This window comes from Streptomyces sp. NPDC127100 (assembly GCF_042724095.1).
GTDB lineage: Bacteria > Actinomycetota > Actinomycetes > Streptomycetales > Streptomycetaceae > Streptomyces.
Window position 1 is genome coordinate 271,071 of the sequence record NZ_JBHXFL010000002.1, and the last position, 20,712, is coordinate 291,782.

The 20,712-nt window shown below is 71.3% G+C and carries 18 protein-coding genes and 1 pseudogene; 11 read left to right on the forward strand and 8 right to left on the reverse strand.

Annotated features, from left to right (window positions below; genetic code table 11):
- The first annotated feature begins 155 nt into the window (after positions 1-155).
- Both ACFWJB_RS04070 and ACFWJB_RS04075 read left to right on the forward strand, forming a co-directional pair.
- Positions 156-1,007, forward strand: coding sequence for a helix-turn-helix domain-containing protein (locus ACFWJB_RS04070; RefSeq protein WP_385465835.1), 852 nt, complete (start codon positions 156-158; stop codon positions 1,005-1,007).
- A gap of 6 nt (positions 1,008-1,013) precedes the next feature.
- Positions 1,014-1,211, forward strand: coding sequence for a DUF397 domain-containing protein (locus tag ACFWJB_RS04075; RefSeq protein WP_386920114.1), 198 nt, complete (start codon positions 1,014-1,016; stop codon positions 1,209-1,211).
- 190 nt (positions 1,212-1,401) lie between these two features.
- Here ACFWJB_RS04075 and ACFWJB_RS04080 read toward each other — a convergent pair whose 3' ends face one another.
- Positions 1,402-2,760: an XRE family transcriptional regulator gene (locus tag ACFWJB_RS04080; protein ID WP_386920116.1), complete on the reverse strand. Its 1,359-nt coding sequence runs from the start codon at positions 2,758-2,760 to the stop codon at positions 1,402-1,404.
- Between the two features lie 153 nt (positions 2,761-2,913).
- Between ACFWJB_RS04080 and ACFWJB_RS04085 the strand changes: the two genes are divergently transcribed.
- Positions 2,914-3,960: an NAD-dependent epimerase/dehydratase family protein gene (locus tag ACFWJB_RS04085; protein ID WP_385465844.1), complete on the forward strand. Its 1,047-nt coding sequence runs from the start codon at positions 2,914-2,916 to the stop codon at positions 3,958-3,960.
- A 5-nt stretch (positions 3,961-3,965) separates the two neighbouring features.
- On the opposite strand, the gene ACFWJB_RS04090 is transcribed toward ACFWJB_RS04085, so the two are convergent.
- Positions 3,966-4,796 (reverse strand): glycosyltransferase family 2 protein, encoded by an 831-nt coding sequence (locus ACFWJB_RS04090; protein ID WP_385465902.1) that lies wholly within the window; start codon positions 4,794-4,796, stop codon positions 3,966-3,968.
- Positions 4,797-4,855: 59 nt separating this feature from the next.
- On the opposite strand from ACFWJB_RS04090, the gene ACFWJB_RS04095 reads away from it, so the two are divergent.
- From ACFWJB_RS04095 to ACFWJB_RS04105, 3 genes are all read left to right on the forward strand, one after another.
- Complete coding sequence (locus ACFWJB_RS04095; protein ID WP_385465847.1) at positions 4,856-5,611, forward strand: hypothetical protein; 756 nt, start codon at positions 4,856-4,858, stop codon at positions 5,609-5,611.
- 9 nt (positions 5,612-5,620) lie between these two features.
- Positions 5,621-6,949, forward strand: coding sequence for a hypothetical protein (locus ACFWJB_RS04100; protein ID WP_385465850.1), 1,329 nt, complete (start codon positions 5,621-5,623; stop codon positions 6,947-6,949).
- Between the two features lie 216 nt (positions 6,950-7,165).
- Positions 7,166-7,741: a hypothetical protein gene (locus tag ACFWJB_RS04105; protein WP_386920119.1), complete on the forward strand. Its 576-nt coding sequence runs from the start codon at positions 7,166-7,168 to the stop codon at positions 7,739-7,741.
- A 12-nt stretch (positions 7,742-7,753) separates the two neighbouring features.
- On the opposite strand, the gene ACFWJB_RS04110 is transcribed toward ACFWJB_RS04105, so the two are convergent.
- Positions 7,754-8,326, reverse strand: a complete 573-nt coding sequence (locus ACFWJB_RS04110; protein ID WP_386920121.1) for a Uma2 family endonuclease — start codon at positions 8,324-8,326, stop codon at positions 7,754-7,756.
- 67 nt (positions 8,327-8,393) lie between these two features.
- Between ACFWJB_RS04110 and ACFWJB_RS04115 the strand changes: the two genes are divergently transcribed.
- Positions 8,394-10,649 (forward strand): ATP-dependent RecD-like DNA helicase, encoded by a 2,256-nt coding sequence (locus tag ACFWJB_RS04115; RefSeq protein WP_386920123.1) that lies wholly within the window; start codon positions 8,394-8,396, stop codon positions 10,647-10,649.
- A gap of 243 nt (positions 10,650-10,892) precedes the next feature.
- Complete coding sequence (locus ACFWJB_RS04120) at positions 10,893-12,191, forward strand: citrate synthase (protein ID WP_385465862.1); 1,299 nt, start codon at positions 10,893-10,895, stop codon at positions 12,189-12,191.
- 631 nt (positions 12,192-12,822) lie between these two features.
- Here ACFWJB_RS04120 and ACFWJB_RS04125 read toward each other — a convergent pair.
- Positions 12,823-15,093, reverse strand: a complete 2,271-nt coding sequence (locus ACFWJB_RS04125) for a heavy metal translocating P-type ATPase (RefSeq protein WP_386920125.1) — start codon at positions 15,091-15,093, stop codon at positions 12,823-12,825.
- A gap of 106 nt (positions 15,094-15,199) precedes the next feature.
- A complete protein-coding gene (locus tag ACFWJB_RS04130; protein ID WP_385465868.1) occupies positions 15,200-15,439 on the reverse strand; it encodes a heavy-metal-associated domain-containing protein in 240 nt (79 codons plus the stop codon).
- A gap of 176 nt (positions 15,440-15,615) precedes the next feature.
- On the opposite strand from ACFWJB_RS04130, the gene ACFWJB_RS04135 reads away from it, so the two are divergent.
- Positions 15,616-16,653 (forward strand): zinc-dependent alcohol dehydrogenase family protein, encoded by a 1,038-nt coding sequence (locus ACFWJB_RS04135; protein ID WP_385465871.1) that lies wholly within the window; start codon positions 15,616-15,618, stop codon positions 16,651-16,653.
- On the opposite strand, the gene ACFWJB_RS04140 is transcribed toward ACFWJB_RS04135, so the two are convergent.
- Both ACFWJB_RS04140 and ACFWJB_RS04145 read right to left on the reverse strand, forming a co-directional pair.
- The gene (locus ACFWJB_RS04140; RefSeq protein WP_386920128.1) at positions 16,640-17,224 is read right to left on the reverse strand and encodes a GNAT family N-acetyltransferase; all 585 of its coding nucleotides are present in this window, start codon (positions 17,222-17,224) and stop codon (positions 16,640-16,642) included. The two genes, ACFWJB_RS04135 and ACFWJB_RS04140, sit on opposite strands and share 14 nt — an antisense overlap.
- Positions 17,225-17,275: 51 nt before the next feature.
- Positions 17,276-17,467, reverse strand: coding sequence for an AlpA family transcriptional regulator (locus tag ACFWJB_RS04145; protein WP_077801771.1), 192 nt, complete (start codon positions 17,465-17,467; stop codon positions 17,276-17,278).
- A gap of 454 nt (positions 17,468-17,921) precedes the next feature.
- On the opposite strand from ACFWJB_RS04145, the pseudogene ACFWJB_RS04150 reads away from it, so the two are divergent.
- Together ACFWJB_RS04150 and mmsA are read left to right on the forward strand one after the other, a co-directional pair.
- Positions 17,922-18,048 (forward strand): annotated as a pseudogene (locus ACFWJB_RS04150) (5-deoxy-glucuronate isomerase); the annotation flags it as partial.
- A gap of 154 nt (positions 18,049-18,202) precedes the next feature.
- Positions 18,203-19,705 carry a CoA-acylating methylmalonate-semialdehyde dehydrogenase gene (gene mmsA, locus ACFWJB_RS04155; RefSeq protein WP_386920130.1) on the forward strand — a complete coding sequence of 501 codons (1,503 nt, stop codon included), beginning with the start codon at positions 18,203-18,205 and terminating at the stop codon, positions 19,703-19,705.
- 76 nt (positions 19,706-19,781) lie between these two features.
- On the opposite strand, the gene ACFWJB_RS04160 is transcribed toward mmsA, so the two are convergent.
- Positions 19,782-20,639 carry a hypothetical protein gene (locus ACFWJB_RS04160; protein ID WP_386920132.1) on the reverse strand — a complete coding sequence of 286 codons (858 nt, stop codon included), beginning with the start codon at positions 20,637-20,639 and terminating at the stop codon, positions 19,782-19,784.
- Positions 20,640-20,712 lie beyond the last annotated feature (73 nt).

Sequence of the window (20,712 nt, forward strand, 5' to 3'; positions counted from 1 at the left end):
GCAGGACGGGGCGGTGCGCTTCCGGTGGCCCGGTGCCGCACGGTGTGCGTCGCGTCACTGACGGTAGGGCTAACATGTCATACGGAGCAAGTGGATCACCTAACCTGAACCCGAACGAGGCGCCCCGACAGGTGCGTTGAGCCGAGGAGCCGTTGATGGTCTTGAGGCGCGAGCCCACTGCACGCCAGATGAGGTTGGCGATCGAACTGCGCAGGCTTCGTGACGCGGCAGGGCTCTCCGCCATCGAGGCGGCAGCGCTGCTCGGGACGAACCGAGTCCAGATCAGTCACATCGAGGCCGGTCTCGCGGGGGTGAGTGAGGAGCGGCTGCGCCGTCTCGCGGCTCACTACTCGTGCACGGACGAGGCTTTCGTCGATGCCCTCGTCGTCATGGCGACCGACCGGACGCGTGGGTGGTGGGAGGAGTACCGAGGTTCCCTGCCCACGCAGTTTCTGGACCTCGCCGAGTTGGAGCACTACTCCACCTACCGGTGTGACCTCGAGTTCCTGTTCGTTCCCGGACTGCTCCAGACCGAGGACTACGCTCGCGCTGCCTTCTCCTCCCGGATCCCCGAACTCCCGCTCGCCGAACTGGACCTGCGAGTCCGCCACCGGATGGGACGCAAGGCAGTCCTCGACGGCCCGACGCCCGCACCGTACGAAGCCGTCATCCACGAAGCGGCTCTGCGTATCAGGGTGGGTGACCGAGCCGTCGCGCGGGCGCAACTGGCCCGTGTGCTGGAACTCTCCGAGGCCGACCACATCACCGTGCGCGTCATCCCCTTCGACCTGGACGGCTTCGGTGGCACCTGGAGCCCGATGATGCTGGCCGGCGGGGGCGTGCCGAAACTGGACACAGTCGTTCGCGACGCGCCTCATGGGACCGGCTTCATCGACTCCGAAGCCCAACTCGGAGTTCTTCGAACGGTTTTCCGTACAGTGAAGGACGTGTCGCTCGACCGTAGCCGGTCGCGTGACTTCATCCGGAGACTGGCCAAGGAACTGTGAGGCTCTGTGACCCCCCCTGACAACTGGCGCAAGTCCTCCTACTCCGGCGGTGGTGACGGCAACAACTGCGTCGAGATCGCGTCGGGCCCCACCCACATAGGCATCCGGGACTCGAAAGCCCTCGCCAGAGGTGCCCTCACCTTCCCCACCGCTGTCTTCACCCCCTTCCTCGAAGCCCTCAAGGCGCAGCCGCCCCGCCCCTGAGAGGCTCGTGACGCGATCATGATCGGTCCTTCCTGAGTCGTCTCCAGCAGATGAGGCTGCAGGTCAGGGCGGCGAAGGCGACGTGGAGCCCGGTCCGGCGTTCCCAGCGGACGGCGAGGCGCTTGTCCTGCGAGGCGCAGCAACTCCGTGTCGGCTGTCCTGCGCCCACTGCTTGCCCGTGCTGTTCCCGTCAGGTCGCGAGCCGCTCCCGGGCGTACTCGCGCAACTCGACCATCGGTTGCTCGGTGCGGTCGTCGAGGCGGCTGATGAGCGAGGAGACGAGATCGACGCAGCGGGCCGCCCCCGACTCCAGGGCGGTGTCGAGGGCGGCACGGGCGTCAGCGGCGGCGGCCGAGGCATCCCGCCCGTGCAGCGCGCCCTCGGCCCGGTAGGTCAGGAACACCGCTTTCGTGCGGGAGCGACGCGGCTGCAGTTCGCCCAGTCCTGCGTCGATGGCGGCGGCCGCACGGTCCGGGTCTCCCAGGTCGAGCCAGCACCGTCCGGCGTCGGCGTTGACGTCGGCCATCGACATCCAGGACACCACCGGGGGTGTCTCCTGCGGCCGTATGCGCTCCAGCTCATTCTCGGCGGACGCCAGCGCACGCTGGGTTCCCTGGGTGTCCTGCAGCACCGCGCAGGCACGGGCGAGGCGCACGTCCAGCAGGGAGCGGGCCGCCGGCGTACGGGTGCGGGAGCGGGCGTGCCCCAGGGCCCGTACCGCATCGGCGGGCCTGGACAGCCAGGTGGCCTGATAGGCGAGGTCGGACAGGGCGACGGCGGCCAGGTCGCGGTCGCCCGCCTGGTGGGCGGCGTGGACGGCGGCCTGCCAGTGACATTGGGCGTCGGCGTGCCGGTCGGCGTCGAAGCGCTGCCAGGCGGCACAGTGCGCCAGCTCGGCGGCCACGGCGTGAAGGCGGCGGCCGGCGGCTGCGGTGTACCGGTCCTGGGCGATGAGATCGACGGTGGTGTTCAGGTGGGCGTCGATGAGCCCGGACACCTGCGGGTGCGGCCCGGTGGCGAGGGCGCGCAGCTCGCCGGATCGCTGCTCCAGCCACTGCAACAGCTCCTCGTCGACGCTCCGCCCGCCCAGGGCCTGGTCGAGGTGGCGTGGCTCGATGCGGGCCCAGTCGGCGGCCATCTCCACGAGGGCGCTGCTGCTGAGCACCAGGAAGGATCGTCGGTCCATGCGGGTGACCTGCACCTCTCTCAGGACGGCTCGGCTGCCCGACGGACTGAAAAGGGCGGGCGTTTCGAAGGCAGGCAGCCAACCAGGCCATCCGAGGCGCCGAAGGTCGGCGTCGGGGATACCGAGGACATCCGCCAGCAGCGACTGGCTTTCCTCGCTCGGTGTGGTGCGGCCTGTCTCCCACAGCCAGATCCGGTTGCGGTCGACGCCACTGCGCAGACCGCGCCGTCGGGCCTCGGCCCGGATCAGGCTGGCGAGGTCGTTCATGGACCAGTGGTGCTGCCGGCGCAGGTGTGCCAGCGGATGCCGGTCCAGGTCCATACCGCCCCCCGCGATACCGCCTTCGTCATACCCCACCACCATGCCGCACTCGGCCTGGAGTTGGGCTGGTTTCGCCGGGGCGGCCACACACCGGGCACACAGTCGTCCCCTGGAGTGCGGCGGGTGCCCGGTGGTGTCCTCGGCATTCTCACGCCACGTTCCCGCGTGGCGGTGTCGAGAAGGGTGCCCCTCCGCGTGAACGCAACCGATCACCTCGCTGCTCTGTCCGGTGCCACCGTCGCGGTGACCGGCGGCTTAGGCCTCGTCGGCAGCCGCATCGTCCACAAGCTCCGCGCAATCGGCGCCAAGCCGCTGGCCGTGGGCCGGCTGGACGCCTACGGCGCCCCGGTCTGCTCCTCCGTGTTCCACATCTCCCCGGCCGACCCGGACGTCATCGCCGGCGACATCACGGACACGGCCCTGATGGACGACGTGCTGGGACGCTCCGACTACGTCATCCACGCCGCGGCCCTCGCCGACGTCGCGGAGTGCACCCGCAACCCGGGAGCGGCCCTGCGGGCCAACGTCCAGGGCACCCAGACCGTGCTGGACGCCGCAGCGCGGCACACTCGATCCCTGAAGCGCCTGGTGTTCGTGTCCTCGGCGAGCGTGTACGGGGTCGGCGCCGGTTCCTCGGTGGCGGGGGCCCGGTTCAGCGAGGAGGACCCGCTGAGGCCCGCGTCGGTGTACGCCAACACCAAGCTGTGGGGCGAGCACCAGACCGCGCTGGCCCTGGGCGGCCCCGACGACTCGTACGCCATCGTGCGCTACTTCTCCGTGTACGGAGAGCCTCAGGTGGTCAAAGAGAACTCTCACAGCTGGGTCGTGGCCTGGTTCGCCATGCGGGCCACGCTCAGACTCCCCCTGCACCTCAACGGCGGCGGCCGCCAGGTGAGGGACTTCGTGCATGTCGACGACATCGCCACCGCGACCCTGCTGGCGGCCGTCACCGACCGCGCCCACCGGGCGACCGTCAACGTCGGTACCGGCCGCGCCACGTCGATCCGGCAGGTCGCCAACCTGGTGCGCCGCCACTGCCCCGCCGCGCGCATCGTCGAAACCCCCCGCCCGCAAGGCGACCCGCTCGGCGCCTGCGCCGACACCACCCGCATGCGCGAGGTGCTGGACTGGGCCCCGCAGACGGACATCGAGGACGGCGTCCGCCGCTACCTGGAGTGGCTGGAGCGGACTCCCGAGGCGATTCCGGCGTGGCTGCGGGCCGAGGCGCGTGAGGCCGCCTGATGCGCTCAGATCACGGGCGGCCGGCCGAGGCGGGTGAGCCGGAAGACGGTGCTCCAGTGCATCGGCCGACGACGCCCGCACCGAGTGCGCCACCCCTCGGCGAACCCGCCGAACCAGGCCCGCAGCCCGGCGAGGTTGCGGGTCCGGGCCAGCGTCACCGTGACCCACACCCCCAGGTAGACCGGAATCAGGGCCGCCGGGAGATGCCGACGGGCCAGGTAGACCCGGTTGCGGGCGTTGACCCGGTAGAAGAACGCATGCCGGGCCGGGGAGGTGCGCGGGTGCTGAAGCAGCAACTGCGGGTCGTAGAGAACGCGCCAGCCGGCGTCGATCGCTCGCCAGGCCATGTCGGTCTCCTCGTGCGCGAAGAAGAAGGCGTCCGGCCAGTGCCCGACCTGCTCCAGCATCCTCGTGGACAGCACGTGGGCCCCGCCGAGGAAGCCGGTCACCAGGCCGCCGCGCATCGGATCACCGGCCCGCAGCCGGGGTACGTGGCGGCGCTGGGTCACCCCGGTCTCGTCCGCGATACGGAAGCCCACGATGCCCAGCCGCGGGTCCGCTTCGAACAGGGCGGTGATCCTGGCGAACACGTCGTCGGAGACGAGCAGGCCGTCATCGTCGAGATCCAGCACCAGATCCACGTCCCGCAGGTGCTCCAGGGCGGCGTTGCGGCCGCCGGTCACCCCCGTGTTCTCGGCGAGCTGCACCGTCTCCACCCACGGCGGCAAGTTCGGTACCGCGCACCCGTTGCCGACCACCACGACCCGTGCCGCAGGGTCTGTCTGCGCCTGGACCGAGGCCAGCAACTCCGCCAGCTCCTTGGGCCGCGTACCCATCGTCACGATCGCCACGCCCAGCTTCACGTCTGTCGGTACCCATCTGCTTGAAGGACGCCATGCCCGACCGAACTCCGCACCGCGCCTGCTTGCGCGAACTCGCTCAGGAGCGCCGACTGCCCGCCCACCAGCCGATGGACCGGGTGACACTTGAGTGGATCGCAAGCAGCCGGCCGGTGAACTTCGGCGCCGCGCCCAGCTTGCCACGCCCAGGGGTGATGCTCGTACCGGATCGGTCCTGGTTCGCGGCCCCCCGCCTGGCGGGCTCCAACCACGGCATCCGCCACAACGCCCGCGTCAGTCTGCTCGCCGCGCTCCTGGCCGAGGAGCACGGACTCGACAGCGACGACATCGCAGCAGTGTGCGTTGCTGGAGCCGTACACGACTGCCGGCGGCTTGACGACCGGGACGACCCCGGCCACGGGCAGCGCGCGGCGTCGTGGTTCCTCCGCCACACCGCCACGGTCACCGGCGCCCTGCACCAAGACGTACCGGCGGCCTCACTGCACCGGGCCGCGGAAGCCATCTCCGTGCACGACGTGCCCTACGACCGCTTCACCGCACGGCAGAAACGCGCCTACCGCGATGCTCCGCACCTGGTGGACGTGCTCAAGGCTGCCGACTGCCTGGACCGCTACCGCCTGCCGCTCCAGCGGTGGTGGCCGGACATGACCCGGCTGCGCATTCCGGTGCCCGACTGGCTGCCCCCTGCCGCCTTCGCCCTCGTCGTGCACAGCGAACAGGCCGCTCTCGACGGCGGCAGCCACCGCCAAGCCCTTGGCGCCGCCCGCAAGTTCCTCACCCGCGCCCAGTAGGAGACTCCCGTGGACACCGACCTCGACGACGCCCACACCGACCACACCCGCGCCGGCACCCGGCTCGTCCCCGCCGGGTGCGTCGAGAGCGACGCCGACTGGCGCTACTGCTTGCAGAACGACACCCCCGGCGGATGGCTGCTGACCCACAACGCCATGACCCAGACGCTCACCAGCGGACGCCCGATCCATCTGATGCACACCACGGTGGCACTGGACGCCATCCGGGCCAGCGGCCAGCTGTACGCCTCATCCGGATGCCTTCTCGCCGCGCTGTACTGCGCACCGCTGGCCCAGACGCCCGCAGGGCTGCGCCCGCACAACCTCGGCGCCTATCTGTTGGAGACCAAGCCGCGCACCCGCACTCTGGTCATCGAGATCACCCCCACCGCCCCGGCACCGGCCAAGGGCATCGACTACCTGCGGCTCGGCCGTATCCACCTGCACACCTACCGGGAGCACCGGCCCCTGCTCACCGAGGCCGAGGACACCCATCTGCGGCAAAGAGCACTGCGACAGATCCGGGTGGTCGCCCCCTTCCTGGACACGCTCCTGGCCAACGCCACCGGACGACGGACACCGCCGGACACGTTCGTCGACCAGCTTGCCGCGGCCGTCCCCGCCCTGCCGTTCCTGGGCTACCTGTACTTCGAGGTGCTGTCGGAGTACCTGATGCTGCACTCCACCAGCACCGAGACCAAGGCATACGCGGCAGTCGGCGAGATGAACAACCGCCTCTACAAGCGCCTGGCGTTCTCCGCGGTGAGCGGCATGGACAAGCTGTTCGACCTGACCCGCTTCCACCCGGACCACCAGTGTCTGCACGACCTGATCACCCGAATCGAGCCCGCGCTGGCGCCCGGAGTCGCCCAGTACACCAGGGACCGCCTTTCACACCTGTTCACCGCCCTGTCCCTCGACACGCGCCAGGACGCGACCGCCTTCACCTTCCGCGCTCAGGATTTCGACAGTCTCACTGAGGCCGCGCCGTCCCTGCTGGGGCAGGCGGTGTTCCGCCAGATGCGCATCCTGGAGCGGTATCCGCAGCTCTATCTCGCCTTCGAGCAGGCCAAGGCCCTTCGGGCATGGAGCTACTGGAATGACCAGCAGATCGCGACACCGTTCAACGGGTTCCTGCCCAAGGGGGAGATCGGCGTCAACCCCGCCTACCACGCAACCCGTTGCAAGGTGTGGCTGGCGGACACCTGCGAGCGGGGCCTGCTCCATCCCGTCGACGAACTCGACGTCACGTTCATGCCCCGCCTGGCAGACCTGGCCATGACCGCCATGCGCCGGGACGCCACCGGCAAGGCCGCCGGGCATCCGGCCGCCGTCTGACGGCCGGACGGTCGGCCGACTTCTCGTCGTAGCCATTGCTCGGGCCCGACCGGTACCGTCGGACTCGGGCGAGTCGGGAGTCAGTCGCCCCATCCCAGACAAGCTGCCTCGCCCAGCCGGTCGGTCACCGCCGTCACGGGTATCGCCGAGCGGTTGGTGCGGGACGCCTTGGGAAAATGTGATCACTGCCAAGGCCGGGGCGTGTTGGATGGGCGCATGAGCCAGACCGCCGCCCTGCGCCTGCGTCGGGCGATCGCCCGGACCGAGGAGATGACGCGAGAGCGGACGCCCACCGGGCACCGCCCCGAGGACGCCGACGACGCCCTGGGCACCTTCGCCACGGACGGGGCTCTCGGCTTCGACCCCTTCCCCTTCCTCCGGGCGCTCCACGAGGCCGGCTCGCGAGCGGTGGTCATAGGACAGGTCGCCGGCATCATGCACGGCTCCACCGAACTGACCGGTGACCTCGACCTCCTCTGGGACGGCACCCCTCACGAGGCGGACGCCCTGCGGGACGCCCTCGCCCGGTGCGGCTGCGCCGAACTGCCCGATCTCACCCGCGAGCAGGTGGGGTACGGGGTCACGGGTGCCGACGGAGACCTGTGCACCCCTGCTCTCCCCTGGGGCGACATGGACGTCACGACCTGCCTCACCCGGGCCGAGACCACTTATGACCCGGCGGGCTTCGCCATCCGTTACGCCGCACTCGAGGATCTGATCCGCATGCGGCGAGCCCTCGGCCGGCCGAAGGACCACCGCCGAGCCGACGAACTCGTACGGCTACGGCCCTGACCCGGCCGACCTTCAGCCGTCCCTGCCGTACCGGCGGAACTCCGACGTTCGCACCGTCCACGGCCCGAACGGCACCGAGTCGCCGAAGATGTACGGCTCCTTACGGCTGTAACGGCCCTTGCAGGGGTCGGAGTGCACCTGGACCGTGCCGGTGCGCGGGTCGACGATCATGTAGTGCGGGATGCCCATGGCCGGATAGTCGGCCAGCTTCTCGTCGTAGTCGTTGGTCGGGTTGGACGGCGAGACGATCTCGACGGCAGCCAGCACTTGCGTCGCGTCGACGGCCAGGCCCTCTTCGTCAAGGGTGGCTTCGGGGATCACGACCGCGGCGGGGCGACGCACGCGTCCGATGGTCGGATGCTCGATCTCGGGGCCGTTCGCGCAGATGTAGCCGGGATGGGTGTCGAGGAGTTGCGCGTCCAACTGCCTGCGGATGCGGCGGACCGCTCCCTCGCGCCGCTTCGATGGGCACATCATCGCCAGTACCGGACCGGACGGCCCGATCTCGACACTCCAGGCGCCTTCGAGTTGCTCCGCGTAAGCCCCGAGGTCCTGGGCGATGGCGCGCATCCTGGCGTAGTCCATGCCCCGAGAATACGAGCAGACCCGGTCCGGGGCGTCCCCTGTCACACCCCACCGATACCGTCGGACCATGGCCACCCAGTCCACGGGCGACGTCCCCGGCGAACGCCGGCTCGCCGTACTCGAAGGCGTCCTAGAACGCATCACGTACGCCAACGAGGAGAACGGCTACACGGTCGCCCGCGTCGACACCGGCAGGGGCGCCGGGGACCTGCTGACCGTCGTCGGCGCGCTGCTCGGCGCCCAGGCCGGGGAGTCGCTGCGGATGGAGGGCCGCTGGGGGTCCCACCCCCAGTACGGCAAGCAGTTCCACGTCGAGAACTACACGACCGTGCTCCCGGCCACCGTCCAGGGCATCCGGCGCTACCTCGGCTCCGGCCTCGTCAAGGGCATCGGCCCGGTCTTCGCCGATCGCATCACCCGGCACTTCGGCACCGACACCCTCACGGTCATCGAGGAGGAGCCCAAGCGGCTCATCGAGGTCCCCGGCCTCGGCCCCAAGCGGACGAAGAAGATCGCCGACGCCTGGGAGGAGCAGAAGGCGATCAAGGAGGTCATGCTCTTCCTCCAGACCGTCGAGGTGTCGACGTCGATCGCCGTCCGCATCTACAAGAAGTACGGCGACGCCTCCATCTCCGTCGTGAAGAACCAGCCCTACCGCCTCGCCGCCGACGTGTGGGGCATCGGCTTCCTCACCGCCGACAAGATCGCCCAGTCGGTCGGCATCCCGCACGACAGCCCCGACCGCGTGAAGGCCGGACTGCAGTACGCGCTGTCGCAGGCCACCGACCAGGGGCACTGCTATCTCCCGGAGGAGAGGCTGATCGCCGACGCGGTCAAGCTGCTCCAGGTGGACACCGGCCTGGTCATCGAGTGCCTCGCCGAGCTCGCCGCCGAGCCGGAGGACGGCGAGGACCCCGGCGTCGTCCGGGAGAAGGTGCCCGACCCGGAGGGCGGCGATCCCGTCACCGCGGTGTACCTGGTCCCCTTCCACCGTGCCGAGCTGGCCCTCTCCGCCCAGCTGCTCCGTCTGCTGCGCACCGGCGAGGACAGGATGCCCGGCTTCCGGGACGTCGCCTGGGACAAGGCGCTCGGCTGGCTGAAGGGGCGCACGGGCACGGACCTCGCCCCCGAGCAGGAGGCCGCCGTCAGGCTGGCGCTGACGCAGAAGGTCGCCGTCCTCACCGGCGGACCCGGCTGCGGCAAGTCCTTCACGGTCCGGTCGATCGTGGAGCTGGCCCGTGCCAGGAAGGCAAAGGTCGTCCTCGCCGCCCCCACCGGCCGCGCCGCCAAGCGGCTCGCCGAGCTGACCGGTGCCGAGGCCTCCACCGTCCACCGCCTGCTGGAGCTCAAGCCCGGCGGTGACGCCGCCTACGACCGGGACCGGCCCCTGGACGCCGACCTCGTCGTGGTCGACGAGGCGTCCATGCTGGACCTGCTCCTCGCCAACAAGCTCGCCAAGGCGGTGCCCCCCGGCGCCCACCTCCTCTTCGTCGGCGACGTCGACCAGCTGCCCAGCGTCGGCGCCGGGGAGGTGCTCCGGGACCTGCTGGCCGACGGGAGCCCCGTCCCGGCGGTCCGCCTCACCCGCGTCTTCCGCCAGGCCCAGCAGTCCGGCGTGGTGACCAACGCGCACCGGATCAACGCCGGGCAGCACCCCGTCACCGACGGCATGAAGGACTTCTTCCTCTTCGTCGAGGACGACACCGAGGAGGCCGGCCGGCTCACGGTCGACGTGGCCGCCCGCCGCATCCCGGCCAGGTTCGGGCTCGACCCGCGCCGCGACGTCCAGGTCCTCGCCCCCATGCACCGCGGCCCCGCCGGCGCCGGCACGCTGAACGGGCTGCTCCAGCAGGCCGTCACCCCGGGCCGCCCCGACCTGCCCGAGAAGCGGTTCGGCGGCCGGGTCTTCCGCGTCGGCGACAAGGTCACCCAGATCCGCAACAATTACGACAAGGGCGAGAACGGCGTCTTCAACGGCACCGTGGGCGTGGTCACCTCGCTCGACCCGGTGGACCAGCGCCTCACCGTCCTGACGGACGAGGACGAGGAGGTTCCGTACGAGTTCGACGAGCTGGACGAACTGGCCCACGCCTACGCGGTGACCATCCACCGGTCCCAGGGCAGCGAGTACCCGGCGGTGGTGATCCCCGTGACCACCGGTGCCTGGATGATGCTCCAGCGGAACCTGCTGTACACGGCGGTCACCCGGGCCAAGAAGCTGGTCGTCCTCGTCGGCTCGCGCCGGGCGATCGGGCAGGCGGTGCGCACGGTCTCCGCCGGACGGCGCTGCACGGCGCTCGACTTCCGGCTCGCGGGCGCCTGACCCGCAAGCTCCACGCCCCGGCGGCCCCCCGCCCGGAAAAAAATGATCGATCAAACGAGTCGCAAAGGTCACAGAGCACTTCCGCAACCACGGGAGAGCGGGCAGGATGGGCAAGTTGGCGGCACTCAGTGCCGCCAATAGGCCCGATGGTCGACCCCGAGTGCACTCTCCTGGGCCAAGTGGGGGATGGTAGAGACAGTCAGGGCACCTCGAAGATGAGGCACTACGTCGGTGAGGGAAGACGTGAGCGAGCACACCAACAACTCGGTAGTACTGCGGTACGGCGACGGCGAGTACACCTACCCGGTGATCGACAGCACCGTCGGTGACAAGGGCTTCGACATCGGGAAGCTCCGCGCCCAGACCGGTCTGGTGACACTGGACAGCGGTTACGGCAACACCGCCGCCTACAAATCCGCCATTACGTACCTGGACGGCGAGGCGGGCATCCTCCGGTACCGCGGCTACCCGATCGAGCAGCTGGCGGAGCGCTCCTCCTTCGTGGAGGTCGCCTACCTGCTGATCAACGGCGAGCTGCCCACCGTCGACCAGCTGTCCGCGTTCAAGGACGAGATCACGCAGCACACCCTGCTGCACGAGGACGTCAAGAACTTCTACAAGGGCTTCCCGCGCGACGCCCACCCGATGGCCATGCTGTCGTCGGTCGTCTCGGCGCTGTCGACGTTCTACCAGGACAGCCACAACCCGTTCGACGAGCGTCAGCGCAACCTCTCCACGATCCGGCTGCTCGCCAAGCTCCCGACGATCGCGGCGTACGCGTACAAGAAGTCGATCGGCCACCCGTTCGTCTACCCGCGCAACGACCTCGGCTACGTCGAGAACTTCCTGCGCATGACCTTCTCCGTCCCGGCGCAGGAGTACGAGCTCGACCCGACGGTCGTCGCCGCCCTGGACAAGCTGCTGATCCTGCACGCGGACCACGAGCAGAACTGTTCGACCTCCACGGTCCGCCTGGTCGGCTCCTCGCAGGCGAACATGTTCGCCTCGATCTCCGCCGGCATCAACGCCCTGTGGGGCCCGCTGCACGGCGGCGCCAACCAGTCGGTGCTGGAGATGCTCGAGGGCATCCGCGACTCCGGCGGCGACGTCGACTCCTTCATCCGCAAGGTGAAGAACAAGGAGGACGGCGTCCGCCTGATGGGCTTCGGCCACCGGGTCTACAAGAACTTCGACCCGCGCGCCAAGATCATCAAGGCCGCCGCGCACGACGTCCTCTCCGCCCTCGGCAAGTCCGACGAGCTGCTGGACATCGCCCTGAAGCTGGAGGAGCACGCGCTCTCCGACGACTACTTCGTCTCGCGCAGCCTCTACCCGAACGTCGACTTCTACACCGGCCTCATCTACCGGGCCATGGGCTTCCCGACCGAGATGTTCACGGTCCTGTTCGCCCTCGGCCGGCTGCCGGGCTGGATCGCCCAGTGGCACGAGATGATCAAGGAGCCGGGTTCCCGCATCGGCCGCCCGCGCCAGATCTACACGGGCGTCGTCGAGCGCGACTTCGTCCCGGTCGAGGAGCGCTGAGCCGCAGGCACCCCCGCAGCGCACCCGGAGAGTCCCGTGCCGCCCCGAGCGGTACGGGACTCACCCATGCCGGGGGCACGAGAAGGACCGCACACGGCAGAAGGCGCCCCGGCGCCGGTCCCCCCACGGGCCGACGACCAGGGCGCCTTCCCATGTCCCGGAGCGGATTCCCCCCACGGGATCCGGCCGGGCGTCTGTGAGGACAGCGCCTGAATCGCTGTGCCGGGCACGGTGGGCGGAACCCGCCGTGCCCCTGCGAACTACTGCTACCGCTGTGTGCTGCTCACGTGCCGGCTGCCTGCGGTCTGCCGGGACAGCGCACGCCCGGGAGGGCCGCTCAAAGCTTCCCGGTGTACGTGTCCCGGCAACGCAACTCTGGGAAAGTCCCCCAAGACATCCCCAGATGCCAGGAGGCGCCCCCCAAGACGCTGCCTGACATCGCCAACTTAGACCCTCGAACCCCTTCGATGGTTACGTTCGCATCACTGTGACTTGCGTCTCTTGCATATGTCCGTTAACTACGCAAGAGCCTCGATACGCCGAACGAGACTCCAGCGTAAGGAAGATGCGCGAGCCTTGTGAAGAGCTTATGTGTTGTGGGTGCCGGACTCCAGAGGCACTTCGCCACACTTCACCCGCGATCTCGGCGAAACGTGCGCAGCCGGAGACTGTTGGTGACGACGAACACCGAGGAGAACGCCATCGCGGCGCCCGCGATCATCGGGTTCAGCAGCCCCGCGGCGGCCAGCGGCAGCGCGGCCACGTTGTAGCCGAAGGCCCACACGAGATTGCCCTTGATCGTCGTCAGGGTCCGCCGGGACAGCCGGATCGCGTCCGCCGCCACCCGCAGGTCCCCGCGCACCAGCGTCAGGTCGCCCGCCTCGATCGCCGCGTCCGTCCCCGTGCCCATCGCCAGGCCCAGATCGGCGACGGCGAGCGCGGCGGCGTCGTTGACGCCGTCCCCGACCATGGCGACCGTGCGGCCCTCCGCCTGCAACCGCCGGACCGCGGCGACCTTGTCCTCGGGCAGCACCTCCGCGATCACCTCGTCGATGCCGACGGACCGGGCGACCGACTCGGCGACCCGCCGGTGGTCGCCGGTCAGCAGCACCGGCGTGAGGCCCAGCCGGCGCAGCTCGGCCACCGCCTCGGCGCTGGTCTCCTTCACGGCGTCCGCGACGGCGACGACACCCCGTGCCGCGCCGTCCCAGCCGACCACGACGGCCGTACGACCGCCCCTCTCGGCCTCCTCCTTGGCGCGGGCCACCCCGTCCGGCAGCTCGTCGTAGAGGCGCCCCACGGCCACCTCACGGCCCTCCACGCGGCCGCGTACGCCGCGTCCGGGGACGTTCTCGAAGTCCGTCACGTCCGGCAGCGCCCCGGTCCGCTCCTCGGCGCCCGCCGCGACCGCCCGGGCCACGGGGTGCTCGGAGGCGTGCTCGACCGCGCCCGCCAGCCGCAGCACCTGCTCCTCGTCGGTGCCCTCGGCGGCGTACACCTCGTGGAGCGTCATCCGGCCGGTGGTGACGGTGCCGGTCTTGTCCAGGACGACGGTGTCGACGCGCCGCGTGGACTCCAGCACCTCCGGCCCCTTGATCAGGATGCCGAGCTGGGCGCCGCGCCCGGTGCCGACCAGCAGCGCGGTCGGCGTGGCGAGGCCGAGCGCGCACGGGCAGGCGATGATCAGCACGGCGACGGCCGCGGTGAACGCGGCGACCGTGTCACCGGTGGCGCCCAGCCAGCCCCCGAACGTGCCGGCCGCGATCAGCAGCACGACGGGCACGAAGACGCCGGAGATCCGGTCGGCGAGCCGCTGCACCTCGGCCTTGCCGCTCTGCGCGTCCTCCACCAGCCGCGCCATCCGGGCGAGCTGCGTGTCGGCGCCGATCCGGGTGGCCTCGACCACCAGCCGGCCCCCGGCGTTGACCGTGGCGCCGGTGACGGTGTCGCCGGCGGTCACGTCCACCGGCACCGACTCGCCGGTCAGTAGGGAGGCGTCCACGGCACTGGTGCCCTCGGCCACGGTGCCGTCCGTGGCGATCTTCTCGCCGGGCCGGACGACGAACCGGTCGCCGACGGCCAGCCGGGACGCCGGGATCCGCACCTCCCGGCCGTCGCGCAGCACGGCCACGTCCTTGGCGCCCAGCTCCATCAGGGCCCGCAGCGCGGCGCCGGCGCGGCGCTTGGAGCGGGCCTCCAGCCAGCGCCCGAGGAGCAGGAAGGCGGTGACCCCGGCGGCAGCCTCCAGGTAGATCGCGGAGGAGCCGTCGGCGCGGGAGACGGTGAGGTCGAAGCCGTGCCGCATGCCGGGCATGCCCGCGTCCCCGAAGAACAGCGCCCACAGCGACCAGCCGAACGCGGCGAGCGTGCCGAGCGAGACCAGCGTGTCCATGGTGGCCGCGCCGTGCCGCAGGTTGGTCCAGGCGGCGCGGTGGAAGGGCAGCCCGCCCCAGACGACGACGGGGGCGGCCAGGGTGAGCGAGAGCCACTGCCAGTTGTCGAACTGGAGCGCCGGAACCATCGCGAGCAGGACGACGGGGGCGGCGAGGAGCGCCGAGACCACCAGGCGCCGGCGCAGGGCCGACAGCTCGGGGTCCTCGTCCCGCCCGCCGTGCGGGGAGGCGTCGTCCCCGGCGGCGGGCTCCGGCGGCGGCGCGGGTTCCTCCGCGGTGTAGCCGGTCCGGACGACCGTGGCGACGAGGTCGGCGACGGGGGTGGCCGCCGGGTAGGTGATGCGGGCCTTCTCCGTCGCGTAGTTCACCGTGGCGGTCACGCCGTCCATGCGGTTGAGCTTCTTCTCGACGCGGGCCGCGCAGGACGCGCAGGTCATCCCGCCGATGAGCAGTTCGACCTCGGCGAGGTCCGGCTCGGTGGCGGTGGGTGTGTCCGCGGTGGTGGTCATGTCCGGGCTCCAGGGGGCCGACCGGGCCGGGCGCGGCGGCCCGTGGGCCGGAGGGCGTCCCGGTCGGCGGGGCGGTGGGTGCTGCGGGGACGGGTGGCGGCGGCGCTCAGGCCCTGCCGACGAGTTCGAAGCCCGCCTCGTCCACGGCGGCGCGCACCGCCGCGTCGTCGAGCGCGGCCTCGGAGACGACGGTGACCTCGCCGGTCGCGGCGACGGCCCGCACCGAGCCGACGCCCGGAATCCCGGAGATCTCGCCGGAGACGGCGCCCTCGCAGTGTCCGCAGCTCATGCCGCTCACCTTGTAGACGGTGGTGACGGAACCCTGGGTGTCGGTCTGGGCGGTCATGTCGTACTCCTCGTCGGGCCGTGCGGGGGGTCGGGTCCCCTCAAGCGGGCGGGTACCCGCGCGTACCGTGGTCCAGCGTCGGACCACGCAACTCCCACTGTACCCCTAGGGGGTATGAATACCGTTCAGCCTCCGTGCGGCAGCGGGATTGCCGTACACGGAAGTGAGGAGAGCGGATGCGCGCGGTCGTGTTCGAGAAGTTCGGGGAGCCCGCCGAGGTGCGGGAGGTGGACGACCCGCGGCCCGCGCCGCACGGCGTGGTGGTCCGCGTCGAGGCCACCGGGCTGTGCCGCAGCGACTGGCACGGCTGGCAGGGCCACGACCCGGACATCACGCTGCCGCACGTACCCGGACACGAACTCGCCGGAGTCGTCGAGGCGGCCGGCGAGCGGGTGACCGGCTGGCGGCCCGGCGACCGGGTCACCGTGCCCTTCGTGTGCGCCTGCGGAAGCTGCGCCGCCTGCGCGGCCGGCGACCAGCAGGTGTGCGAACGGCAGACCCAGCCCGGCTTCACCCACTGGGGCTCCTTCGCCCGGTACGTGGCGCTCGACCACGCCGACGTCAACCTCGTCGCCGTCCCCGAGGACATGTCCTTCGCGACCGCCGCCTCCCTCGGCTGCCGGTTCGCCACCGCGTTCCGCGCCGTGGTGCAGCGGGGCCGGGTCGCGGCGGGGGAGTGGGTCGCGGTGCACGGCTGCGGCGGGGTGGGCCTGTCGGCGGTGATGATTGCCGCCGCCTGCGGCGCGCGGGTGGTCGCCGTCGACGTCTCGCCCCGCGCCCTGGAGCTGGCGCGGACCTTCGGCGCGGCCGCGTGCGTGGACGCCGGCCGGACCGGGGACACGGCGGCGGCCGTACGCGACCTCACCGGAGGCGGCGCCCACCTCTCCCTCGACGCGCTCGGCTCGCCCGTCACCTGCGCGGCGTCCGTGAACGGCCTGCGCCGCCGCGGCCGCCACGTCCAGGTCGGCCTGCTGCCCTCGCCGACCGGCACCACACCGGTCCCGATGGCGCGTGCCGTCGCCCTCGAACTGGAGCTGCTCGGCAGTCACGGCATGGCCGCGCACACCTACCCGCCGATGCTGGAGCTGGTCCGCGCGGGCGTGCTCCGCCCCGACCTGCTGGTGACCTCCACCATCGGGCTGGACGCCGTACCGGCCGCCCTGGAGGCGATGGGGACGGCACCCGGCGCGGGAGTGACGGTCATCGAGCCCTGACGCCCGCCGCCCCGGGGTGCCCGCGGTGGACGGCCCACTCGTGGTCGAGGACGGCCATCAGCACCTCGTCCACCCACTCCCCGTCGCGCCACGCCGCCTCCCGGCGCACCCCCTCCACCACGAAACCAACCTTCTCGTAGACCCGCCGGGCCCGCCGGTTGGTGCCGTACACCTCGAGCTGGACCCGGTGCAGGCCGAGCCGTTCGAAGCCGTACCCGACGATCAGCCGGGTCGCCTCGGTGCCGATGCCCCGGCCGCGCCCCCGCGGCCCGACGAGCGTGCGGAAGGTGCAGGAGCGCTGGGCGGGGTCCCACTCGTACAGCACCACCTCGCCGAGGAGCTCGCCGTCGGCGGGGTCGGTGACGGCGAGGTCGAGCCGGTCGTGGGGGTCGGCTCGCGAGCCGTACCAGGCGCGCAGCCGCTCCGGCGTGAGGGCGCTGCCCGGCGGGAAGGTGAAGCGGACGACCTCGGGATCGTTGATGATCTCCCACATGGGCTCGGCGTCGGCCTCGGTGAAGGGGCGCAGCACGGTCCTGTCGCCGGTCAGGACCGGTTTCACGGAGAAGTCCATGGACGGCACTGTGCCCCACGGGACCGTGGGGCACAGAACGCTTTTCCCGCCCTACCGCCCCCGGTTGCGGGGCCGGGACGCCACCCAGGCCCGGACCGTGTCGGCGTACCAGTAGGGCTTTCCGCCCTCCACGTGGTCGGGCGGGGGCAGCAGACCGTGCTTGCGGTAGGACCGCACGGTGTCCGGCTGCACCCGGATGTGGGCCGCGATGTCCTTGTAGGACCAGAGCCTTCGGTCGGTCACGAACGCACCTCCCCGCGCGCACCGCGGCGGCGACCGGGGACGGCCGCCGGGGGGAGCCGGGCGCTGCGCTGGCGATCACCAAGCCTGTTCCGGGTGAACGACGCCCCGGCCCGGGTGGACCGGCCCCGTTCGCGGGTGTGACGGAAGGCCCGCGTGCTCGTGACACCCGTGACACGGACGCGGCGTTTGTGACACAAGTGCCACACAGGCGTACCCCGCGGCCGGGGCGTGGAGGGTTGACTTCCGGCACGGCGGCGCCGCCCGGACCGGGCCTGCCGACCCGCCGGCCGGGGTATGTCGTCCGAATGTCCGGACAAAACATTGACAGGCTCCGTGCGCGGGGCTAGAAACCGGGGAGGACCCAAGGCCGGGTACGGAGGGGAACGCGATGGCGCCGGACCCGGGCACCAGGGCGGGACGGCGCTCCCGGCGCCGCCGCCTCCTCCCACGAAACGCCTCCGGCGCGGGAAGGCCGCTTCGCCCTGGCAGGAGCGAAGGGCGAGCGACGACTCCCCGCCCGCCTCGGCCCCGCGCCGGAGGTTCCGCCGTACTGCCCCACGTGTCTACGCCGGGACCGAAACCGCATACACAGTGTCGGGCGCGCGCCGGGCGCCCCGGCTGCTGAGATGGACCCATGGCCCCGACCGCGACCCGACCGTCGCCGGCCGCGGCCCGTGAGCTGGACGCACGGCACGCTACGACCCGTCGCCGCCAACTGTGAAGGAGTTCTCGGTCATGACGAACATCGTCAACCACTGGATCGGCGGCAAGTCCGCCGAAGGCGCCTCGGGCACGTACGGGCCGGTGACGAACCCGGCTACCGGTGAGGTCACGACCAAGGTGGCCTTCGCCTCGGTGGACGAGGTGGACGCCGCGGTCGCCGCCGCCAAGGAGGCGTACCTGACCTGGGGGCAGTCCTCGCTGGCGCAGCGGACCTCGATCCTCTTCGCGTTCCGGGCGCTGCTGGACGCGCACCGCGACGAGATCGCCGCCCTGATCACCGCCGAGCACGGCAAGGTGCACTCCGACGCCCTCGGCGAGGTCGCCCGCGGTCTGGAGATCGTCGACCTGGCGTGCGGCATCAGCGTGCAGCTCAAGGGCGAACTGTCGACGCAGGTCGCCACCCGCGTCGACGTGGCCTCGATCCGCCAGCCGCTCGGCGTCGTCGCGGGCATCACGCCGTTCAACTTCCCGGCGATGGTGCCGATGTGGATGTTCCCCATCGCCATCGCCTGCGGCAACACGTTCGTGCTCAAGCCGAGCGAGAAGGACCCGTCGGCGGCCGTGCGGATCGCCGAGCTGCTCTCCGAGGCCGGACTGCCCGACGGCGTCTTCAACGTCGTCCACGGTGACAAGGTGGCCGTGGACCGCCTGCTGGAGCACCCGGACGTCAAGGCGGTCTCCTTCGTCGGCTCCACCCCCATCGCCCGCTACATCCACGCCACCGCCTCGGCCAACGGCAAGCGCGTCCAGGCGCTGGGCGGCGCCAAGAACCACATGCTGGTGCTGCCGGACGCCGACCTGGACGCGGCGGCGGACGCCGCGGTGAGCGCGGCCTACGGCTCGGCGGGCGAGCGCTGCATGGCGATCTCCGCGGTCGTCGCGGTCGGCGCGATCGGCGACGAGCTGGTGGAGAAGATCCGCGAGCGCGCCGAGAAGATCAAGATCGGCCCGGGCGACGACCCGGCGTCCGAGATGGGCCCCCTCATCACCAGGGCGCACCGCGACAAGGTCGCCTCCTACGTCGAGGGCGCGGCGGCCGAGGGCTGCGAGGTCGTCCTCGACGGCACCGGCCACACCGTCGACGGCCACGAGGACGGCCACTGGATCGGCATCTCCCTGCTGGACCGGGTGCCGACCACGGCGAAGGCCTACCAGGACGAGATCTTCGGCCCCGTCCTGTGCGTGCTGCGCGCCGAGACGTACGAGGAGGGCGTGGCCCTCATCAACGCCTCGCCGTTCGGCAACGGCACCGCGATCTTCACCCGGGACGGCGGCGCGGCCCGCCGCTTCCAGCTGGAGATCGAGGCCGGCATGGTCGGCGTGAACGTCCCGATCCCGGTCCCCGTCGGCTACCACTCCTTCGGCGGCTGGAAGGACTCGCTCTTCGGCGACCACCACATCTACGGCAACGACGGCACGCACTTCTACACCCGCGGCAAGGTCGTCACCACCCGCTGGCCGGACCCGTCCGACGCCCCGGCGGGCGTGGACCTGGGCTTCCCCCGCAACCACTGAGGCGAAGCCCGGACAACGCGCGGTGCCCCGTCCCACCCGTGCGGGACGGGGCACCGTCGTGCCCGTGCGTACCGGCTCAGCCCTGCTGCTGGGCCTTCACCTCGTCGGTCAGGTCGCCCGTCTGGTCGGCGGGCGGGGCCACGATCTCCTTGGTGGCACCGAACCTGTCGAAGTCCATGGTGACGGTCATGGCGCCGAACTTCTGCTTCAGGCGCACCGGCAGGTCCTTGTCGCCCACCCAGATGTCCATGGTGATCGAGCCGCTGCCCGCGCCGGAGTTGAGCAGGCTGTCCTCGCCGCCGATGGCCTCCTGGAACTTGCCCAGGTCCTTCTCGTCGAGGACGGCCCGGTAGTGGGTGGTGGACTTGCCGTTGACGTTCTCCGTGCCGAGGTCGTCGACGTCGCTCGCGTACTTGAGGCCCTTCATGGAGTCCGCCGGGCTGCCGCCCCCGCCGCCCCCGTTGAACGCGGCGGCACCCGACTCGCCGAAGACGGCCGACCCGTCGATCTTCATCCACTCCTTGCCCGCGAGCGGGCCGGCGGGCTGCGGGTCGATGTCGTAGTAGTACGCGCCGTCCACGAACAGCGTGCGCACCGTCGGGGAGTCCGTGAGCGACTGCATCTGCGCGGCCTCGGTGTCCATCTCGACGTCGAGCGCGTAGCCGTCGCCCCAGGAGTACGTGCCGTCCATGGCGACGGGCTTGCCCGTGCCGAGGTCGGTCGTCGTCCTGACCTCGGCGGAGCCCAGCTCCTCGGTGCGGTCGGTGGCCCGGGTGAGGGCCGCCATGATCGTGTCCGCCTTGTCCACGGCCTTCGTCGCCGCCTTGTCCGCGGTCTCGGCGGCGGACTTGGCGCCCTCCGAACCGCACGCCGACGTCGCCACGATCGTAGCCGCTGTCAGCCCCACCCAGACGGCCGCGTACTTGAGCTTCATGAGTCCCCACCCGTTGCCGTGATCCTGTGATTCACCTGTGCGGAGGACTCTACCGGGCACCGCCGACAGCGTC

Coding starts and splice junctions, on each gene's coding strand:
- ACFWJB_RS04160 (WP_386920132.1), bottom strand. CDS start 20,639: ATGAAGCTCAAGTACGCGGCCGTCTGGGTGGGGCTGACAGCGGCTACG.
- ACFWJB_RS04115 (WP_386920123.1), top strand. CDS start 8,394: ATGGCCACCCAGTCCACGGGCGACGTCCCCGGCGAACGCCGGCTCGCC.
- ACFWJB_RS04135 (WP_385465871.1), top strand. CDS start 15,616: ATGCGCGCGGTCGTGTTCGAGAAGTTCGGGGAGCCCGCCGAGGTGCGG.
- ACFWJB_RS04140 (WP_386920128.1), bottom strand. CDS start 17,224: ATGGACTTCTCCGTGAAACCGGTCCTGACCGGCGACAGGACCGTGCTG.
- ACFWJB_RS04095 (WP_385465847.1), top strand. CDS start 4,856: ATGCCCGACCGAACTCCGCACCGCGCCTGCTTGCGCGAACTCGCTCAG.
- ACFWJB_RS04080 (WP_386920116.1), bottom strand. CDS start 2,760: ATGGTGGTGGGGTATGACGAAGGCGGTATCGCGGGGGGCGGTATGGAC.
- ACFWJB_RS04130 (WP_385465868.1), bottom strand. CDS start 15,439: ATGACCGCCCAGACCGACACCCAGGGTTCCGTCACCACCGTCTACAAG.
- ACFWJB_RS04090 (WP_385465902.1), bottom strand. CDS start 4,796: ATGGGTACGCGGCCCAAGGAGCTGGCGGAGTTGCTGGCCTCGGTCCAG.
- ACFWJB_RS04125 (WP_386920125.1), bottom strand. CDS start 15,093: ATGACCACCACCGCGGACACACCCACCGCCACCGAGCCGGACCTCGCC.
- ACFWJB_RS04105 (WP_386920119.1), top strand. CDS start 7,166: ATGAGCCAGACCGCCGCCCTGCGCCTGCGTCGGGCGATCGCCCGGACC.
- ACFWJB_RS04070 (WP_385465835.1), top strand. CDS start 156: ATGGTCTTGAGGCGCGAGCCCACTGCACGCCAGATGAGGTTGGCGATC.
- ACFWJB_RS04110 (WP_386920121.1), bottom strand. CDS start 8,326: ATGGACTACGCCAGGATGCGCGCCATCGCCCAGGACCTCGGGGCTTAC.
- mmsA (WP_386920130.1), top strand. CDS start 18,203: ATGACGAACATCGTCAACCACTGGATCGGCGGCAAGTCCGCCGAAGGC.